Origin of the sequence: Streptomyces sp. NPDC049040 (genome assembly GCF_043197715.1) — a bacterium.
In the GTDB taxonomy this organism is placed as follows: Bacteria; Actinomycetota; Actinomycetes; order Streptomycetales; family Streptomycetaceae; genus Actinacidiphila.
Genome location: NZ_JBICTO010000001.1, coordinates 569,835 through 587,722, shown reverse-complemented (window position 1 = coordinate 587,722; position 17,888 = coordinate 569,835). Strand labels below are relative to the sequence as shown.

Below are 17,888 nucleotides of genomic sequence, written 5' to 3'. Positions count from 1 at the left end.
CCCTCCCACCAGCCCTGTGGACAACGGCGCGGCTTTCCACAGGCCCCGCCGCCATGGCGCGGCGGCTACCAGAGGCCGCCGGTCAGACCGCCGTGGGCCGCCCCTATGAAGAAGCCGACAGCGGACGCGCCCAGGCCGATGATCAGAACGAAGCGCTGGGCGGTGGTGGCCGAGATGAACTGGCCGTAGCCGCCGGTGAAGATCCCGATCAGGCCGGTCCAGGAGCTGAGCAGATGGAGGCTGTTGAAGATCGAGGAGATGGCCGCGATGCCGCCCAGGATCAGCGTGACGACCGCGAGGGTGTTGACCAGCGGATGCGTCCGGCCGTCGGTGTTGAAGGTGAGGTGGTGGGCCCGTGCCGCGTGCTGTGCCATGGGGCACCTCCGTGACGGAGAAGTGGCGGACTGTAGCGCCCGCAAACCCGATGTGTACAGATTGCGGGCATATGGGGGCGGATTTCAACCCGGGGGACTGAGCCGGGTAGTCTGTACGGTCTGCACCGGTGTCTGCGCTGGGCCAGACCGGGCGGTCCGAGGATTTCTTCGACTGTCAGTGGTCCGCGCTACCGTTGCGACGCAGATACAAACCCTCCTGCCACGGAAATGCCGTGGCCGCTGAGTCCAAAGGAGGTGGGTTCCACTATGCGTCACTACGAGCTCATGCTCATTCTCGACCCCGATCTTGAGGAGCGCGCTGTCTCCCCGCTGATCGAGTCCTTCCTGTCCGTCGTCCGCAATGGCGGCGGCAGCGTGGAGAAGGTCGACACCTGGGGCCGTCGTCGTCTCGCCTATGAGATCAGCAAGAAGCCCGAGGGCATCTACTCGGTCGTCGACCTCAAGGCCTCGCCTGACGTCGTCAAGGAGCTGGACCGTCAGCTCAACCTGAACGAGTCGGTGCTGCGGACCAAGGTCCTTCGTCCGGAACTGCACTAGTCCCGGACTTCGAGTAGCAGTCAGCCAGCACAGCCCAAAGCCAGTCGAGAGGTCATCCCATGGCAGGCGAGACCGTCATCACGGTTGTCGGCAATCTTGTCGACGACCCCGAACTGCGCTTCACCCCGTCCGGTGCGGCGGTCGCGAAGTTCCGCGTCGCGTCCACTCCCCGCACCTTCGACCGGCAGACCAATGAGTGGAAGGACGGCGAAAGCCTGTTCCTGACCTGCTCGGTCTGGCGGCAGGCGGCGGAGAACGTCGCCGAGTCGCTCCAGCGAGGCATGCGCGTCATCGTGCAGGGCCGGCTGAAGCAGCGGTCGTACGAGGACCGCGAGGGTGTCAAGCGCACGGTCTACGAACTGGACGTCGACGAGGTCGGCGCCAGTCTCAGGAGCGCCACGGCCAAGGTCACCAAGACCAGCGGCGGTGGCGGTCGTGGCGGCCAGCAGGGTGGCCAGGGTGGCGGCGGCTGGGGCGGCGGCCCCGGCGGTCAGCAGGGCGGCGGCGGTGCTCCCGCCGACGACCCCTGGGCCACCAGCGCACCGGCCGGCGGCGGCCAGTCGGGCGCCGCAGGCGGCGGGCAGGGTGGCGGCTGGGGCGGAAGCTCCGGCTCGTCCGGCGGCGGCTACTCGGACGAGCCGCCCTTCTAGGGCGGACCTCACACACTTCTTGATCGCATAGGAGAATCACCATGGCGAAGCCGCCCCCGCGCAAGCCGAAGAAGAAGGTCTGCGCGTTCTGCAAGGACAAGACCGTGTACGTGGACTACAAGGACACGAACATGCTGCGGAAGTTCATCTCCGACCGTGGCAAGATCCGTGCCCGCCGCGTGACCGGCAACTGCACGCAGCACCAGCGTGACGTCGCCACGGCCGTCAAGAACAGCCGTGAGATGGCGCTGCTGCCGTACACGTCGACCGCTCGATAAGGAAGGGTGACCAGATAATGTCCAAGATCATCCTTACCAACGAGGTCAGCGGCCTCGGCGCCGCAGGCGACATCGTCGACGTCAAGCCGGGCTACGCCCGCAACTACCTGATCCCGCGTGGCTTCGCCATCGCGTGGACCAAGGGTGGCGAGAAGGACGTCGAGCAGATCCGTCGTGCCCGTCGTATCCGCGAGATCCACTCGCTGGACGACGCGAACGTGGTGAAGGCCCAGCTCCAGGCCGTCAAGGTCAAGCTGAGCACCCGCGCCGGTGACACCGGCCGCCTCTTCGGCTCCATCACCCCGGCCGACATCGCCGCGGCGATCAAGGCCGCCGGTGGTCCGGTCGTCGACAAGCGCCGGGTCGAGGTCGGTGCGCCGATCAAGACGCTCGGCGCGCACAAGGTGTCGGTGCGCCTGCACTCCGAGGTCGAGGCTGTGCTCGACCTCGAGGTCGTGGCGGCGTAACGCGCCTTTTGCTCGGCATGTTCCACGTGGAACACCAGGGCCGGGTGCCCCCTCTAGGGGGTGCCCGGCCCTTGCGCATGCCGTCGCCCTTGCGCATGCCGTCGCAAGGGGCTCCCTCCGGTGCCGGCGGCCTTGCAGGTGTAGCGGCCGCCGTCAGCGGGCCGCGCCGGTGACGATCCAGCGGCCGGAGCGGGCGCGCAGCCACAGGGCGGCGAGCCGGGTGAGCATCATCAGCGTCATCGCCCACCACAGGGCCGTCAGGCCCGCCCCGAGCGCCGGCACGGCGAAGGCGACGGGGGCGAAGACCGCCAGGGTGACCAGCATCGACCAGGCCAGATACGGCCCGTCGCCCGCGCCCATCAGCACCCCGTCCAGGACGAAGACCACCCCGGAGACCGGCTGCGAGACCGCGACCACCAGCAGCGCGGACATCAGCGCGTCCTGCACGGCCGGGTCGGAGCTGAACAGCGGCCCGATCAGCGGCCGGGCCAGCGCCACCAGCAGCCCCAGGACCACGCCGCAGGCCACGCCCCACTCGATCATGCGACGGCAGGCGGCACGGGCGCCCGCCGCGTCCTCGGCGCCGAGGTAGCGGCCGATGATGGCCTGGCCCGCGATGGCGATGGCGTCCAGTGCGAAGGCCAGCAGCGACCAGACGGTGAGGGTGATCTGGTGTGCGGCGATCTCGGTGTCCCCGAGCCGGGCGGCGACGGCGGTGGCGATCAGCAGTACGGCCCGCAGGCTGATCGTCCTGACCAGCAGCGGCAGCCCGGCGCGGGCGCAGGCACGGATACCGGCGGCGTCCGGGCGCAGCACGCTCCACCAGCCGCCGCGACCGCCCTCCGCCTCGGTCCCGGCCTTCACCTCGACGCCGGCATCGCGCGCTGCACCGGTCGCGATCTGCCGGCGGACGCCGCGGACCACCACCCACAGGTAGACCGCGGCCATGCCGTTCTGTGCGATGACGGTGCCCCAGGCGGACCCGGCGATGCCGAGCCCGGCGCCGTAGACGAGGGCGGCGTTCAGGCCCGCGTTGGCCGAGAAGCCGCCGACCGCGACCACCAGGGGTGTGCGGGTGTCCTGCAGGCCGCGCAGCACTCCGGTGGCGGCCAGGACCACCAGCATGGCGGGGATGCCGAGCGAGCTGATCCGCAGATAGGTCGTGGCGTAGGGGGCCGCTGTCCCCGACGCGCCGAAGAGGCCGACGAGCGCGGGGGCGGCAGGCAGCACCGCCGCGATCACCAGGCCGCCGAGCAGCAGGGCCAGCCAGATGCCGTCCACACCCTGCCGCAGCGCGGCGCGGAGGTCGCCCGCGCCGACCCTGCGGGCGACCGCGGCTGTGGTGGCGTAGGCGAGGAAGACGAAGATGTTGACGGCGGTGGTGAGCAGTGCGGCGGCAACGCCGAGCCCGGCGAGCTGCGCGGTGCCGAGGTGGCCGACGACCGCGCTGTCCACCATCACGAAGAGCGGTTCCGCGACGAGTGCCCCGAACGCGGGCAGCGCGAGGGCGACGATCTCCCGGTCGTGACGGCGCCGACCGGACCGGTGGCGGTCGCTGCCGGGCCGCGTACCGCGGGGGCCGGGTTCCTGCTTTTCTGGCGGCTCGACAACGGGATTCACAAGCACAGCTTAATCGTCCACAAGTAAGAGGTGGAAGTGCTTCGGGACTATTACCGATGACTGCGTAGAGTGATCTCCTCCGCGTCGTTTGTGGCGATCTTGGTCCGGCGTGAAAAGTTTTTCTCCTGCACAGGCTATGGATGAAGAAAGAGCAGGTCAGGGGGCATTCACGGGACCGCCTCCCGGGTTGTCCACAGCGCTGTCCCAAGGGCTGTACACAGGTTGGGGGCAGTTCTCCACAGGTATGCCGCCGTCGTCCACACCCCCTGTGGATAACGGCCTTGGTCCACGCCGTCACTGGCCCTAACGTGGACCCTCTCCCGATGCGATGCGAGCACAGCCGGGTGGATCGAGGATCGGAGCGGTGCCGTGAAAGAGTGGCACGCACGCGGGGTCCGGCCGGACCGGTCGGACGGGAGGAGGTGGCGGGGGTGACCCAGCCCGAACCCGCAGACGACCACTGGCCAGACCTCCCGCCGGACGACCACCAGGGCCCGCCGCCCGGGGTCAGCCCGTTCCGCAAGAAGTCCGCGTCCGACGACAACCGCTACTCCGAGGGCGGCGGCGGTTTCGAACGCGTTCCCCCGCAGGACCTCGACGCCGAGCAGTCGGTGCTGGGCGGCATGCTGCTGTCCAAGGACGCCATCGCCGACGTGGTCGAGGTCCTCAAGGGCGCCGACTTCTACCGGCCCGCCCACGAGACCATCTACACCGCGATCCTCGACCTCTACGCCCGCGGTGAGCCCGCCGACCCGATCACCACCGCCGCCGAGCTCACCAAGCGCGGTGAGATCGCCCGGGTCGGCGGTGCCCCCTACCTGCACACCCTCGTCAACGCCGTACCCACCGCGGCGAACGCCGAGTACTACGCCGAGATCGTCCACGAACGGGCGGTGCTGCGCCGGCTGGTCGAGGCCGGCACCCGCATCACCCAGATGGGATACGCGGCCGACGGCGACGTCGACGAGATCGTCAACAACGCCCAGGCCGAGATCTACGCCGTCACGGAGCAGCGCACCTCTGAGGACTACCTCCCGCTCGGCGACATCATGGAGGGCGCCCTCGACGAGATCGAGGCGATCGGCTCACGCAGCGGCCAGATGTCCGGTGTCCCGACCGGCTTCACCGACCTCGACTCGCTCACCAACGGCCTGCACCCGGGCCAGATGATCGTCATCGCGGCCCGCCCCGCCATGGGCAAGTCCACCCTCGCGCTGGACTTCGCCCGCACCTGCTCCATCGCGAACAAGATGCCCAGCGTGATCTTCTCGCTCGAGATGGGCCGCAACGAGATCGCCATGCGCCTGCTGTCCGCCGAGGCCAGGGTCGCGCTGCACCACATGCGCTCGGGCACCATGACCGACGACGACTGGACCAAGGTCGCCCGCCGGATGTCCGATGTCACCGAGGCGCCGCTCTACATCGACGACTCGCCCAACCTGTCGATGATGGAGATCCGCGCCAAGTGCCGTCGCCTCAAGCAGCGCAACGATCTGCGACTGGTCGTCATCGACTACCTCCAGCTGATGCAGTCGGGCGGCTCCCGCCGCCCCGAGAGCCGCCAGCAGGAGGTCTCGGACATGTCCCGAAACCTCAAACTGCTGGCCAAGGAGCTGGAAGTCCCGGTCATCGCCCTGTCCCAGCTCAACCGTGGCCCCGAACAGCGCACCGACAAGAAGCCGATGGTCTCCGACCTGCGCGAGTCCGGCTCCATCGAGCAGGACGCCGACATGGTGATCCTGCTCCACCGCGAGGACGCCTACGAAAAGGAGTCCCCCCGCGCCGGTGAGGCCGACCTGATCGTCGCCAAGCACCGCAACGGCCCCACGGCCACCATCACCGTGGCCTTCCAGGGCCACTACTCCCGCTTCGTGGACATGGCCCAGACCTGACCGGCAGGTGTGGGGGGCCGACTTGGGTTCAGCAATCGAGCCCGTATCTCAGCGGTACATCAGCAGTGTCGGGTAGTTCAGCAGCCTGAAACCTCGATGGGCTGCTGCCACACCTGCCGACTACTGCCAGGAGGGGTTACGGCTCGGCAGCCATGTGCCGAACAGGGATTCGTACTCTCCTGCCCCGCTGGTCAGCACGAAGTCCGGAACTGTGGCGGAAACCGCAGCATGCAGGCGGCCCAACAGGGCCGAGATGGGCTCGGACCCCAAGCCCAATGCTCGAGCGACTGTTGCTCGATCCGCGTCCTTCCAAGGCTCATCCGCAAGCTCGTCATCGCGTAGGTGATCGGCGGTCGCGCGCATGACCGCCAGGTCACCCGCCCCGGAGAACTTCAGGCAGTCCCACCAGGAAGGCAGCCCAACCATGGTCTCCAACGCTTCGGTCAAGCTGTTGCCGATCAGGCCGGCCTGTCCTTCGGAGCTCGCATAGAGCACGGGACGGTCCTTGCCGTTGCCGCAGAGGAAGAACGTCCCGCCGGTGTAATCGCCTGCGATGCCTTCCAGCGCCACGCCGGACGAGAGGCGGACAGGCTCGCCATGATCGCTGCGCGAGAGATCAAACTCGCAGACACGCCAAAGCACCTCGGCAAGATCGGAGTCCCGCCGGATCGAGTCCAGGACTTCTTCAGGGCGAGTCACCCTGCGGACGATAGCAGTGCCCTTCGGGCGAGATGGTGGGTGTCACATCACCGTGAAAGTGCTCAACTACCGGCAAAGCGCGACGAAGAGCGCCGAGATTCGTGGCTCCCCTACAGCAGGTGGGGATAGGGGCCGCGTTTCGCTGGCCGAGTCGCAGGTCCGGAAGGCCGGCAAGGACGAGCCTGAAGTGTACGGGTTCGGCGAGGTGCGACAGGGCCAACCGACGGACGGGAACCGATCCTGAATGCCGCGTCCCTACTGCGACCGCAACGACTACCCTGTCGCGGTGACGACCTCGCGAGTACTGTCGATTGCCCTCCAGGACACCGGTCGGCCTCCGCTGCGTCCACTGCCAATCGAAGCAGCCGAACTGCTTCACAATGCTGACGCTCCGCCGCGTCTGGTCGCCCATCTGCGAGCGGTCCACGACGTCGCAGGGCAACTCCTCGAATGGATTGCCACACGCAATCTCGATCTGGGCATCAACCCGGAGGCGGTTCTCTTCGGAGCCGCCACCCACGACATCGGCAAGACTCTGCACCCCGCCGAGTTGTCCGCTCCCGGTGCACAGCACGAAGAAGCAGGCCGCGAGCTACTCATGACCCAAGGCGTCGACTCCGCCATGGCACGCTTCGCCGGAACACACGCGTCCTGGACCAGCGAAGAGGCCGGGATGGAAGACCTACTTGTCAGCCTGGCCGACAAGATCTGGAAGAACAAGCGGGTCCCCGAACTCGAAGATCTTGTCGTCGCCAGACTCACAGCGGCGAGCGGAAGACCGGTCTGGGAAGAGTTCCTCGACCTGGACAGGGTGCTCGCTCGCATCGGTGACGAGGCTGATGAACGCCTCGCCTTCCAAATGTCCTACCCGACAGCAGGGAGCGGCCATCGACCGCCGAACCTCCCGGACACGCCCGGGACATGATTCACCAAGATCGACCCGTTCTTCGCACATGTGGGATCACTGCCGAACTGTGGCACTCCCCAGAAGAGAACCCCATGCCCTCCTCGGATCCACACTCGACTGGATCGTCCTCGGCACGAACGGCTGATCACGAGGATGGGACACGATCCTGCGGACAGAAGTCGACGGCAGCCGAATCTCAGCCGTGGAACAGCGGGAAGCTGCTCAGTGCCTCGTCCGGTATCTGGTCAGGGTCACGCCGTCGGGAAGGGTCCGCGACGCCACCAGGCTCAGGTTCACCCAGCTGTCCAGCGCGGTGAAGAACGGTGTGCCGCCGCCCATCAGGACCGGATGGGTGGCGATCACGTACTCGTCGATCAGACCGGCGCGCATGGCCGCCCCCGCGAGCGTCGCGCCGCCGATGTTCATCGGGCCGCCCTCCTCGGCCTTGAGCCGGGTGATCTCGGCGATCGCGTCGCCGGTGACCAGGCGGGTGTTCCACTCGACCTTGTCGATCGTCGAGGAGAACACCACCTTCGGCGTGTCCCGCCAGTTCCGCGCGAACTCGATCTCCGCCGGGGAGGCGTCGGGCCGCTGGTCGCCGGTGGGCCAGTAGGAGCTCATGCTCTCCCACAGCTTGCGCCCGTACAGCGACAGGCTGCTGGCCTGCTCATGGTCGAGCCACCACTGGAACAGCTCGGCGCTCGGCGCCCCGCTCCAGCCGATGTCGTCGCCGACTGCGGCGATGTAGCCGTCCAGCGTCAGGTTCATGCCGTAGACCAGTTTCCGCATGGCCAGCCTTCCGTTCGTGGGTGTCCGGGGTGTCCGGCGTATGGACCAGTGCGGCGCGGGAAACTCATCGCTGCGCGCCGCAGCTGATGGGTGCGGCCGGGGTGCCGCCCCGGGGGGTCAGCCGGTCAGGACCAGCCAGCGGTGGCCGTCGATGAGTTCGCGGACCGCGTCGAGGTGGCCGCAGTGGCAGGCTGTCTCGGCGATGACGTGCAGCAGGATCTCGCGGTGGGTGTGGATGTTCTGCTTGCCGAAGAGGTCGGTCGGCCACCAGGCGGGGGCGGTGTCGGCGGGGGTGGCGGTGATGATGGCGTCGGCGAGGGATGTCTCGCGGCGGTAGGCGTCGAACACCTCGGCGGCCGGCACGTCCGGGTCCACCAGCCAGGCGTCGGGCTCGTCGGCCAGGGCGGCGATGACGGCCGGGTCCCCGGCCAGGACCGCCCCGAACCAGAAGCGCTCGACGTCGAGGGCGAGATGGCGTACCAGGCCGAGGCAGCTCCAGCCGGACGGCAGGACAGCGCGGCGCAGGTCGGCCTCGTCGAGGCCGTCGAGGATGCCCAGGATGTGCTTGCGCTGGCCGGTCAGGCAGTCCAGCAGCGCGGCGATCTCCGGGTCGGGCTGCCCGGCGGACGGCTCAGTCATGGGCCACACCGTATGACCCGCCGTGGAAAGCGCGCACCCCCGGGGCCGCGGGAAGCGGCTCCGGGGGTGTCCTTCCCGGGGAGGGGAAGGGTCAGGTGGTGGTCCAGACGAAGGTCGCCGAACCGGATGCCCCGGCCTGGTCCTTCGCTGTGACCGTCACGGTGTAGCTGCCGGCCCTGCTTGCCGCGCCGGTGAACCGCCCGTCCGCGCCGAGCGAGATGCCGGGCGGCAGGCCGGAGGCGGTGTAGGCGTGGTGCGTGGCGGCGCCGGCCGGGTCGAAGGCCCAGTCGACGGCGGAATGCACGGGGCTGCTCATGCCGTGCGGGTTGGGCACGGACAGGGCGGCGGCAGCGGCGGGATCCGTGGAGTCCGCGGCGCCCGCGGCGGCCGATTTGGGCGTGAGGCCGGCGGCGGCGCCGTTGACCGTGGTCGGCACGGTGAGGGTGCCGGTCTGCGGCAGGTTGCGGGAGGAGTCGCCCACCAGGATCTGGTAGGTCCCCGCGGCCGTGGTCCAGTTGTTGCCGCCGGTGTTCCAGTAGGCCAGGTCATGGGTGCCGACCGTGAAGGTCAGGGTCTGCGACTGGCCCGGGTTGAGGGTGACGCGCTGGTAGCCGCGCAGCTGGTGGACCGGCTCCCCGGTGGACGCCGGGTCGCCGACGTAGAGCTGGGCGACGTCCGTGCCTGCCCGCGACCCGGTGTTGGTCACGGTGACGTGCACCGTGGAATTGCCGCCGCTGAGCGCGCCGACCTGGAGGTTGCTGTAAGCGAAGCTGGTGTAGGACAGGCCGAAGCCGAACGGGAAGAGCGGCTCGATGTTCCTGGCGTCGTACCAGCGGTAGCCGACGTTCAGGCCCTCGCTGTACTGCACCTGGCCGTTGGCACCGGGCCACTGCGCCGGGGTGTTCGCGGGCACGTCGGCCAGCGACTTGGGGAAGGTCACCGGCAGCTTGCCGGACGGGTTGACGTCGCCGAAGATCAGCGCGGCCATCGCCGTGCCGATCTGCTGGCCCGGGTAGAAGCCCTCGAAGACGCCCGCGACCTGGTTCAGCCACGGCATGTTGATGGCCGAGTTGTTGTTGAGGACCACGATGGTGTGCGGGTTCGCCGCGGCCACCTGGGCGATCATGTCGTTCTGCTTGACCTGGCTGCCGCCGTTGTTGGGCAGGTCCAGGGTGGTGGTGTCGTGCTCCTCGTTGCCGTAGTTGTCGCTGGCGAAGACGATCGCGACATCGGAGCCGCGGGCCAGGGTGACCGCGGAGGCCAGGTTCGTCGCGTCGTTGTACTGCACGGTGGTGCCGGTGCCCGCGACCCGGTTCTGGATGCCGGTGATCGGCCAGACCGTGCCGGAGCTGGTCACGGTGGCGCTGCCGCCGCCGATGGACTGCACTCCCGCGCCGCCGTCCCAGCCGATCACGGCGATGGAATGGGTGGTGGCGGTGGACAGTGGCAGGATGCCGTTGTTCTTCAGGAGGACGGTGCCCTCCTCCGCGCCCTGGAGCGCGACCTGCACATGCGCGGGGGTGGTCACGGTGGCGTCCCGCGAGCCGCTCGGCGCCTTGTCGAACAGGCCGAAGGTGAAGAACTGCGTGAGCAGCCGGCTGACCATGGTGTTGAGCGTGGTCTGGCTGACCGTGCCGTTGGCGACGGCCTGGGCAAGGAAGTCGGCGAAGAAGTAGCCGTTGGGCATCTCCACCGTCAGGCCCGCGTTGGCCGACTCCACCGTCGAGTGGGTGCCGCCCCAGTCACTGGTGATGAAGCCGCCGAAGTTCGCCTGGCTGTACAGGCCGGTGTTCATCAGGTCCGGGTTCTGGCAGGCGGGGACGTTGTTGACGATGCTGTACGCGCACATCGCCGCGGCCGGGGATCCCTGCTGCACCGCGGCCTGGAAGGCCGGCAGGTAGAGCTCCTGCATGGTGCGCTTGTCGACGATGACCGTGCCGACCGGATTCTCGATGTTGTAGACGGCCACATGCTTCATCTCGGCCATCACACCCTGGCTCTGGATGCCCTTGATGTCGGCGGTGGCCATCTGCCCGTTGAGATACGGGTCCTCGCTGAAGGTCTCGAACGAGCGGCCCCAGCGCGGGTCGCGGACGATGTTCAGCGTCGGGCCGAGCGCGACCTGCACGCCCTTGCCCGCGAACTCCGCGCCGATCGCGGCGCCGTACTGCTGCTCCAGGGCGTTGTCGAAGGTCGCCGCCGAGGCGTTGGCGGACGGCATCTGCGTGACGCCGCCGAGCCCGTCGCCGACGCCGTGCGGGCCGTCCTGGAGGCCGATGTTCGGGATGCAGAGCGACGGGATGCCGGTGATGTTGCCGATGTACGGCGAGGCGTTGTTGTTGCCGTGCAGGATCGACACCTTCTGCGCCGTGGTCATCTGCGCCATGACCTGCGACACGCGGGTGGAGACCGGGGCGGTGGACCCGACCCACGGGCAGCTGCCGTCACCGCCGCCGGGCGGCGGAGTGGTGCTGCCGCCACCGGCGGTCAGGAGGGTGAACTCCCACAACGAGTAGCCGTACTGGGTGGCACGGACCGTGCCGTACATCCGCACGTAGCGGCCGGTGGCGTTGAAGGACAGGTTCTCCACCCCGCCGGGGCCGGTGGTCGTGGAGTAGACGGTGTTCCACGTGGAACCGTTGTCCGACACCTGGATCTGGTACGCCTTCGCGTAGGCGGTCTCCCAGCTCAGCTGTGCGCCGCAGAGCGTCTGCGAGGAGCCGAGGTCGACCTGGACCCACTGCGGGTCGGATGCGGCACTGGACCAGCGGGTTCCCGCGTTGCCGTCGAAGGCGGCGGATGCGGGGGTGCCGGCGTTCTCGGTCGAGGATGCGGTGGCGGGCTTGCCGAGCGCGGCCGTGGTCGTGGCGCAGCCGGCGGGCGGGGTGCCGCCGCCGGAGCCGCCGTAGACCTGGAACTCCCAGAGTGAGTAGCCCCACTGGGAGCCCCGGGCGGTGCCGTACATCCGGACGTAGCGGCCGGTGCCGGTGACGTTGAGGGTCTGGATGCCGCCGGTGCCGGTGGTCGTGGAGTAGATGCTGTTCCACGTGGAGCCGTTGTCCGACACCTGGATCTGGAAGGACTTGCCGTAGGCGGTCTCCCAGTTCAGTACCACCTGGCTGATCGGCTGGCTGGAGCCGAGGTCGACCTGGAGCCACTGCGGGTCGGATGCGGCGCTGGACCAGCGGGTGCCGGTGTTGCCGTCCACCGCGGCGTTCGCGGTGAAGGCGTCCTGCACGGACGAGGCGGTGGCCGGCTTGCCCTGGGAGAGCAGGACCGGTGTGGCCGCGCGGGATGAGGTCGCCACGATCGACAGATACGTCGAGGCGATCATGATCAGGACGAGCAGGACGATGCCCTGCGGCGACTCTCGGAAACGTTTACGGGACAGGGAGAGCCCTTGTGGGGTGACCCTCATGTGTCTGCTCCTACGTGTCGGAATGCAACGGGTGTGGGGGGTGGTAGGAGGAACGGCCAGCGGGCTGAGAGCGCTCTCTGGCCGACGTGATATCTACGCCCGGCCCCGAGGGGTGTCAACCTTTCTGACACGCAGCGGCCGGTGAAATCGCTGGCTTCGGCGGCCTGTTGACCTGGGAGCGCTCCCGTCCGGGACGCGCGGCCGCCTGGGTGGGAAGGTGGGTCCATGGACGAGGACAGGAAGGCCGACCGGATCACCGTCGACCTGGAGGGCGTGCCCGAGACACTGCTGTGGAATCTCTACCAGCGGTCGGTGGAGGCCGCCCGTCCCGGCAAGCGGCTGCTGGACGACCCTCGGGCGGTGGAATTGGTCGAGCGGATCGACTACCCCTTCGAACGCTTCGGCGGCGACGGCATGGCCCAGTGGCACGCCCTGCGGATCGCCTGCCTCGACGGGGAGGTACGGCGCTTCCTCGCCGCGCATCCCGGCGGCACCGTGGTGGCGCTCGGCGAGGGCCTGGAGACGCAGTTCTGGCGAGTCGACGACGGCCGGGTGCACTGGCTGACGGTGGATCTGCCGGAGACCGTGGCGGTTCGCGACAGGCTGCTGCCCGAGGACCCGCCGCGCCGCCGCACGATCGCCTGCTCGGCTCTCGACCTGCGGTGGATGGACGAGGTCGACGCCGGCACGCCACCGCAGGACGTCCTGGTCACCGCCCAGGGACTGCTGATGTACCTGCCGCCGCGTGAGGTGAGGCGGCTCATCGCCGCGTGCGCAGAGCGCTTCCCCGGCGGGTCGTTCCTCTTCGACGCGCTCCCGCGGAGCATGGTGGCCCGCAACCAGGCCGGGCGCATGGACACGCCGGGCGGCTACCGCGCTCCCCGCTGGCAGTGGGGCATGGACACCAGGGAATACCGCAAGGTGGCCACCGCCTCACCGCGGATCGCCGAGGTCCGCAGCCTGCCGCTGCCGCGCGGCCGGGGCCTTTACGCGATCGCCCCGGTCTCCCATCTGCTGCCAGGAGTGCGGTCGATGCGGATGTCGATCGTGGCGGTGCGCTTCGGGGCCGCCGACTACCGTAATGACGCGCGGGCCTGACGCCCGCGTGAACGGGTCAGCGGGCGAACGGCGGAAGGGCGTGTACGGGTGACCGTGGAAACCGGATCCGGGACCGGGCGCGACAGCGGTACCGGCAGCGGCGAGGACTTGCTGCCCGCCACCCGGCGGGCCCTGCTGCACCGGGTGGCGGTGGGACAGCGGGACGGGCGCACCCCCTCGCTGGTCGGTGCTGTGGTGCGGGACGGGGCGATGGTGTGGTGCGGCTCGCGCAGCATGATCGAAGGCCATGCTCCCGACGCCGACACGCAGTACCGCATCGGCTCGATCACCAAGACCTTCGTCGCCGTGCTGGTGATGCGGTTGCGCGACGAGGGGCTGCTGGATCTGAACGACCCGCTCGGCCGCCACCTGTCGGAGACGGCGGCGCAGGCGGGTGCTCCGCGGCGGCCGTCGTCGGATCCCGGCTCGCTCGGATTCGACCCGGCGGGGCTGCGAGCCGCCGGTGAGGTGACGGTACGCCAGCTCCTCAGCCACACCTCGGGCCTCGCGTCGGAGACGCCTGGGCCATGGTGGGAGCGCACTCCCGGGGAACTGCGGCCCGACTTGGCCGATGTGCTCGGCGGCGATCCGGTGAAGCACCCCGCGGGGGCCCGCTTCCACTACTCCAACCCGGGATTCGCCCTGCTCGGTGCCCTGGTGGAGCACCTGCGCGGAGTGCCGTGGAGCGAGGCGCTGCGGACCGAGATCCTGGAGCCGCTGGGCATGGCGCGGACGACGCTGCTGCCGCAGGCCCCGGCCGCGGGCGGGTTCGCCGTCCACCCCTGGGCGGATGTGATGCGGTCCGAGACCGTCCAGGAGACCGGGCGGATGGCGCCGGCCGGGCAACTGTGGTCGACGGCGGGTGATCTGGCCCGCTGGCTGGGCTTCCTGATGGCGGGTCGGGAGGGCGTGCTGAGCGCGGCCACGCTTGAGGAGATGCGGCAGCCCGCCGCACCGCCCGAGGCCGGGGACATGGACGGCGGCTTCGGGCTCGGCCTCCAGCTCAGCCGGCACGGCGGCCGGCTGTTGGCCGGCCACGGCGGTTCGATGCCCGGCTTCGTCGCGACGGTCTGGGTGAGCGCCGAGGACGGCGTCGGCGCGATCGCACTGGCCAACGCGACGTCAGGACCGAAGGTCGGCAGCATCGCCGCCGATCTGCTGGCGATCACCGCCGACGCGGAACCGGGCCTGCCGGCCGCGTGGCGTCCCGCCGACACGCTCGACCCGGATCTGCTGGAGCTGGCGGGGACCTGGTATTGGGGCACCCAGGGTTTCGGGCTGCGGATCGCCGCCGACGGCACCCCGAGCCTCGCCCCGCTGGCCGGCCAGGGCCGCGCCACGCGGTTCCACGTGGAACATGACGGGACCTGGACCGGTCGCGAGGGCTATTACGCGGGTGAGACGCTGCGGGCGATCCGCGGGGACGACGGCTCGGTCAGCCATCTCGACCTGGGCTCCTTCGTCTTCACGCGAGAGCCCTATGATCCGTCGGCTCCGCTGCCGGGAGGTTTCCCCGGCTGGCGCTGAGGATTTCGGCGGCCCTGCCGCCCGCGCTCGCGGGAGCCCCGGCCGCCGTGTCCCCGTGCGCCGTGTCCCCGGGCGCCGCCTTGGTCCCGGCGGCCACGGAGCCGTCGCCGAGCACGGACTCGCCGGCGGCCGCGGTGTCGTGGGCGATCGTGGACCCCGCGGAGCCGACGGAGTCCGGCCTCTGTGAATCCGCCGTGCCGCGATCCGGCGTCCTGAGCAGGACAGCTGCTGCCACCGTCGCCACCGCGAGCAGGCCGGCGGCCACCAGGAAGGCCAGGTGGTAGCCGCCGGTCAGGGCAGCGGCCTGCGAGTGGCCCGCGGCGGCCAGCCGGTCGGTGCGGGCGGTCGCCAGGGCGGCGAGGACGGCGAGGCCCAGCGCGGCGCCTATCTGCTGAGCGGTGTTGAAGACGCCGGAGATCAGGCCGGAGTCGGCAGGCGTGGCATCGGACATGCCGAGCGTCATCAGGGCCGGCATCGCCAGCCCGAAGGCGACGCCGAAGACCAGCGTCGCCGGGAGGACGTCGCTGACGTACGAGGCGTGCCCCGCGGGCACCCTGGCCAGCAGCAGGAAGCCGCCGGCGAAGAGCACCAGGCTGGGCAGCAGGACCGCCCGCTCGCCGAAGCGGGCGCCGAGCCGTGCCGACAGCGCGAGTGACATCAGGCCGATGACGAGCCCGGTGGGCGCGATGGCCAGGCCGATCCGCAGCGGGTCGTAGCCCAGCACCCGCTGGAGGTAGAGCGTGACCATGAACTGGAAGCCGAAGCCGCCGGCCACCATCAGCGCCTGCACGATGTTGGCGCCGGTCACCAGCCGGGAGCGGAAGAGCCGCAGCGGCATCAGCGGCTGCGCGGCCTTGGCCTGCCGCACCAGGAAGCCGGCGAGCAGCGCGAGGGAGAGGAGGCCGAGGGTGACGGTGGACGCCGACGCCCAGCCGTGGTCGGCGGTGCCGACGATGGTGTAGACGCCCAGCATCAGGGCCGCGGTGACCAGCAGCGCACCGGGTGCGTCGGCGCCGCGAATCCGATCGCCGGAGCCGGCGGCGGGACGGTCGTCGGGAAGCAGGCGCAGGCTGAGCACGGCAGCCGCGGCGCCGATCGGCAGGTTGACGAAGAAGATCCAGTGCCAGTTGACCGCCTGCGTGAGGATGCCGCCGGCGAGCAGCCCGAGCACACCGCCGGCCGACTGCACGAAGCTGTAGATGCCGATGGCCAGGCCGCGTCCACGCGGGTCCGGGTGGAGGGCGATCACCATGCCGAGGCTGACCGCGGAGACCATGGCCCCTGCCGCGCCCTGGATGAAGCGGGCCGTGATCAGCAGCCCGGCGGAGTCGGCGAGGCCGCAGGCGAGGGAGGCGGCGGTGAAGGCGGTCAGCCCGCCGATCAGGACGCGGCGGCGGCCGATGAGGTCGCCGAGCCTGCCGGAGAGCAGCAGCAGACCGCCGAAGGCGATGAGGTAGGCGTTCACCACCCAGGCCAGTGCGGACTGGGAGAAGCCCAGGTCGCGCTGGATGGACGGCAGTGCGACGGTCACGATCGTGCCGTCCAGGATGATCATCAGGGTGCCCGCGCTGAGTACGGCGAGGGCGGCGCCGCGGGAACGGGAAGACAGTGGCATGAGGTCGCCTCCTGGCGGATGGGGTGCCAGGACTGACCGTAGCAGAAGGTTTTGTTGGAGACTATCTATTACGGGCTTACTCGCGGATGCCCCTCGCTCACCTGCGGCTCTGTCGCGGGCGGCGCACCGCCTGTGTGCCCTCCGGGGAGTCGGCCGGGACCGCGAGATGGCCGCCGGCGAGCCGGTTGAGTGCCGAGACGAAGACCGCGCGCTCCGATTCGGGCAGTGCGTCGAGGACGCCGCGGTGCACCCGGTCGACGATCTCCTGGCCTGCGGCGACGACCTCCGCTCCGGCCGGGGTGACCTTGATGATCCGCGCCCTGCGGTCGCTCGCCGACGGCACCCGCTCGGCGAGGCCGGCCCGCTCCAGCTGGTCGACGGTCACCACCATCGTGGTCTTGTCCAGGTCGGACAGCTCCGCGAGCTGCGCCTGGGTCCTTTCGCACTGCGTCGCGTGTGCCAGCACGCAGTGCGCCCGCGGCGACATCCCGATCTCGGCCAGGGCGGCCGTCATCTGCGTGGCCAGCACGTGCGCGGTGTGCTGGAGCAGGAAGGACACGTCGAATTCACCGACGGCGTCCGGTACGGGGGCGGCGGCCGGTGCGGGCGCGGGGGATGCGGGGCTCATGTGCCGAGGGTAGCAAAATAGGTCGGCTACGGGACGATCCCGTTGCCGACCTATCCGGAGAGTCTGCAGCCCCGATCCGCAGCCCCGGTCCGCAGCCCCGGTCTGCAGCCCCCTGGTCTGCCGCCGCAGCTCAGCCCAGTTCGGGCCCGAGCAGCCCGAGCACGCCCTCGATGTTCGCGTCGAGGTAGTGCCGCAGGGTCAGCGGCACGATGCCGACCGAGGCGATGCCCATCCTGCTGAAGGGGACCCGCACCACTTCGTACTCGCCGCAGGGGTCGTCGACCTCGGGGCCGTGCCGCCGGTCGAGGTCCATCGACTCCAGCCGGCAGGCGAAGAAGAACTGCACCTTCACGCCGTGCGAACCGTCCTCCGCGATGTGCTCGACGGTGTCGACGAAGGCGGGCACCACGTCGGTGATCTTGGCGCCGAGCTCCTCGTCGATCTCGCGGTGCAGGGCGGCGACGACGCCCGCGTCGTCGTCCTCGACACCGCCGCCGGGCGTGACCCAGTACGGCGCGATGCCGGGCTTGGTGCGTTTGATCAGGACGAGCTGGTCACCGTCGAAGACCAGGGCACGGGCGGTGCGCTTGACCACCGGGCGGGTGGCGGGGCTGGGATGCGAGTCCGGGGGCATGCCAGAGATCTGCCGCGGCCGGGCCGGGGGCAAACGTGCCCGCGGCCGTCAATCGAGGTGTTCGGCCGGGCCGTGCGCGCTCCGTGACCGCGCAC

At 70.0% G+C, this 17,888-nt stretch carries 17 protein-coding genes; 8 read left to right on the top strand and 9 right to left on the bottom strand.

Annotated features, from left to right (window positions below):
• Positions 1-65: 65 nt before the first annotated feature.
• Complete coding sequence (locus ACGFMP_RS02710) at positions 66-374, bottom strand: hypothetical protein (protein WP_393669807.1); 309 nt, start codon at positions 372-374, stop codon at positions 66-68.
• A 267-nt stretch (positions 375-641) separates the two neighbouring features.
• Between ACGFMP_RS02710 and rpsF the strand changes: the two genes are divergently transcribed.
• From rpsF to rplI, 4 genes are read left to right on the top strand one after another with little or no spacing between them, the layout of a single operon-like run.
• Positions 642-932, top strand: a complete 291-nt coding sequence (gene rpsF, locus ACGFMP_RS02705) for a 30S ribosomal protein S6 (RefSeq protein WP_393669805.1) — start codon at positions 642-644, stop codon at positions 930-932.
• Positions 933-991: 59 nt separating this feature from the next.
• Positions 992-1,582 carry a single-stranded DNA-binding protein gene (locus ACGFMP_RS02700; RefSeq protein WP_393669804.1) on the top strand — a complete coding sequence of 197 codons (591 nt, stop codon included), beginning with the start codon at positions 992-994 and terminating at the stop codon, positions 1,580-1,582.
• A 41-nt stretch (positions 1,583-1,623) separates the two neighbouring features.
• A complete protein-coding gene (gene rpsR, locus ACGFMP_RS02695; RefSeq protein ID WP_031512678.1) occupies positions 1,624-1,860 on the top strand; it encodes a 30S ribosomal protein S18 in 237 nt (78 codons plus the stop codon).
• 17 nt (positions 1,861-1,877) lie between these two features.
• Positions 1,878-2,327, top strand: a complete 450-nt coding sequence (rplI, locus tag ACGFMP_RS02690; protein ID WP_393669803.1) for a 50S ribosomal protein L9 — start codon at positions 1,878-1,880, stop codon at positions 2,325-2,327.
• A 153-nt stretch (positions 2,328-2,480) separates the two neighbouring features.
• Here rplI and ACGFMP_RS02685 read toward each other — a convergent pair whose 3' ends face one another.
• Positions 2,481-3,842, bottom strand: a complete 1,362-nt coding sequence (locus ACGFMP_RS02685) for an MATE family efflux transporter (RefSeq protein WP_393670308.1) — start codon at positions 3,840-3,842, stop codon at positions 2,481-2,483.
• Positions 3,843-4,378: 536 nt separating this feature from the next.
• Between ACGFMP_RS02685 and dnaB the strand changes: the two genes are divergently transcribed.
• Positions 4,379-5,839, top strand: coding sequence for a replicative DNA helicase (dnaB, locus tag ACGFMP_RS02680; protein WP_393669802.1), 1,461 nt, complete (start codon positions 4,379-4,381; stop codon positions 5,837-5,839).
• A gap of 120 nt (positions 5,840-5,959) precedes the next feature.
• On the opposite strand, the gene ACGFMP_RS02675 is transcribed toward dnaB, so the two are convergent.
• A complete protein-coding gene (locus ACGFMP_RS02675; protein WP_393669801.1) occupies positions 5,960-6,538 on the bottom strand; it encodes a hypothetical protein in 579 nt (192 codons plus the stop codon).
• A gap of 286 nt (positions 6,539-6,824) precedes the next feature.
• On the opposite strand from ACGFMP_RS02675, the gene ACGFMP_RS02670 reads away from it, so the two are divergent.
• Positions 6,825-7,463 (top strand): HD domain-containing protein, encoded by a 639-nt coding sequence (locus ACGFMP_RS02670; RefSeq protein ID WP_393669800.1) that lies wholly within the window; start codon positions 6,825-6,827, stop codon positions 7,461-7,463.
• Between the two features lie 204 nt (positions 7,464-7,667).
• Here the strand turns inward: ACGFMP_RS02670 and ACGFMP_RS02665 are convergent, their stop codons facing one another.
• The 3 genes from ACGFMP_RS02665 to ACGFMP_RS02655 form a co-directional block, all read right to left on the bottom strand.
• Positions 7,668-8,234, bottom strand: a complete 567-nt coding sequence (locus tag ACGFMP_RS02665) for a dihydrofolate reductase family protein (RefSeq protein ID WP_393669799.1) — start codon at positions 8,232-8,234, stop codon at positions 7,668-7,670.
• Positions 8,235-8,351: 117 nt separating this feature from the next.
• Positions 8,352-8,873: a DinB family protein gene (locus tag ACGFMP_RS02660; protein ID WP_393669798.1), complete on the bottom strand. Its 522-nt coding sequence runs from the start codon at positions 8,871-8,873 to the stop codon at positions 8,352-8,354.
• Between the two features lie 91 nt (positions 8,874-8,964).
• Entirely contained in the window at positions 8,965-12,291 is a 3,327-nt protein-coding gene (locus tag ACGFMP_RS02655; protein WP_393669797.1) for a discoidin domain-containing protein, read from the bottom strand.
• 225 nt (positions 12,292-12,516) lie between these two features.
• Between ACGFMP_RS02655 and ACGFMP_RS02650 the strand changes: the two genes are divergently transcribed.
• Together ACGFMP_RS02650 and ACGFMP_RS02645 are read left to right on the top strand one after the other, a co-directional pair.
• Positions 12,517-13,389, top strand: a complete 873-nt coding sequence (locus tag ACGFMP_RS02650) for a class I SAM-dependent methyltransferase (protein ID WP_393669796.1) — start codon at positions 12,517-12,519, stop codon at positions 13,387-13,389.
• Positions 13,390-13,443: 54 nt separating this feature from the next.
• Positions 13,444-14,916 carry a serine hydrolase domain-containing protein gene (locus ACGFMP_RS02645; RefSeq protein ID WP_393670307.1) on the top strand — a complete coding sequence of 491 codons (1,473 nt, stop codon included), beginning with the start codon at positions 13,444-13,446 and terminating at the stop codon, positions 14,914-14,916.
• Here ACGFMP_RS02645 and ACGFMP_RS02640 read toward each other — a convergent pair.
• From ACGFMP_RS02640 to ACGFMP_RS02630, 3 genes are all read right to left on the bottom strand, one after another.
• Positions 14,855-16,531 carry a DHA2 family efflux MFS transporter permease subunit gene (locus tag ACGFMP_RS02640; RefSeq protein WP_393669795.1) on the bottom strand — a complete coding sequence of 559 codons (1,677 nt, stop codon included), beginning with the start codon at positions 16,529-16,531 and terminating at the stop codon, positions 14,855-14,857. The two genes, ACGFMP_RS02645 and ACGFMP_RS02640, sit on opposite strands and share 62 nt — an antisense overlap.
• A 97-nt stretch (positions 16,532-16,628) precedes the next feature.
• Positions 16,629-17,159 (bottom strand): MarR family winged helix-turn-helix transcriptional regulator, encoded by a 531-nt coding sequence (locus ACGFMP_RS02635; protein WP_393669794.1) that lies wholly within the window; start codon positions 17,157-17,159, stop codon positions 16,629-16,631.
• A gap of 130 nt (positions 17,160-17,289) precedes the next feature.
• On the bottom strand, positions 17,290-17,793 hold the full coding sequence (locus tag ACGFMP_RS02630) for an NUDIX domain-containing protein (RefSeq protein ID WP_393669793.1): 504 nt from the start codon (positions 17,791-17,793) through the stop codon (positions 17,290-17,292).
• Positions 17,794-17,888: the final 95 nt, after the last annotated feature.

Excerpts from the sequence above, each read along its gene's own strand:
- ACGFMP_RS02710 (WP_393669807.1), bottom strand. The coding sequence starts at position 374 with ATGGCACAGCACGCGGCACGGGCCCACCACCTCACCTTCAACACCGAC.
- rpsF (WP_393669805.1), top strand. The coding sequence starts at position 642 with ATGCGTCACTACGAGCTCATGCTCATTCTCGACCCCGATCTTGAGGAG.
- ACGFMP_RS02700 (WP_393669804.1), top strand. The coding sequence starts at position 992 with ATGGCAGGCGAGACCGTCATCACGGTTGTCGGCAATCTTGTCGACGAC.
- rpsR (WP_031512678.1), top strand. The coding sequence starts at position 1,624 with ATGGCGAAGCCGCCCCCGCGCAAGCCGAAGAAGAAGGTCTGCGCGTTC.
- rplI (WP_393669803.1), top strand. The coding sequence starts at position 1,878 with ATGTCCAAGATCATCCTTACCAACGAGGTCAGCGGCCTCGGCGCCGCA.
- ACGFMP_RS02665 (WP_393669799.1), bottom strand. The coding sequence starts at position 8,234 with ATGCGGAAACTGGTCTACGGCATGAACCTGACGCTGGACGGCTACATC.
- ACGFMP_RS02660 (WP_393669798.1), bottom strand. The coding sequence starts at position 8,873 with ATGACTGAGCCGTCCGCCGGGCAGCCCGACCCGGAGATCGCCGCGCTG.
- ACGFMP_RS02655 (WP_393669797.1), bottom strand. The coding sequence starts at position 12,291 with ATGAGGGTCACCCCACAAGGGCTCTCCCTGTCCCGTAAACGTTTCCGA.
- ACGFMP_RS02650 (WP_393669796.1), top strand. The coding sequence starts at position 12,517 with ATGGACGAGGACAGGAAGGCCGACCGGATCACCGTCGACCTGGAGGGC.
- ACGFMP_RS02640 (WP_393669795.1), bottom strand. The coding sequence starts at position 16,531 with ATGCCACTGTCTTCCCGTTCCCGCGGCGCCGCCCTCGCCGTACTCAGC.
- ACGFMP_RS02635 (WP_393669794.1), bottom strand. The coding sequence starts at position 17,159 with ATGAGCCCCGCATCCCCCGCGCCCGCACCGGCCGCCGCCCCCGTACCG.
- ACGFMP_RS02630 (WP_393669793.1), bottom strand. The coding sequence starts at position 17,793 with ATGCCCCCGGACTCGCATCCCAGCCCCGCCACCCGCCCGGTGGTCAAG.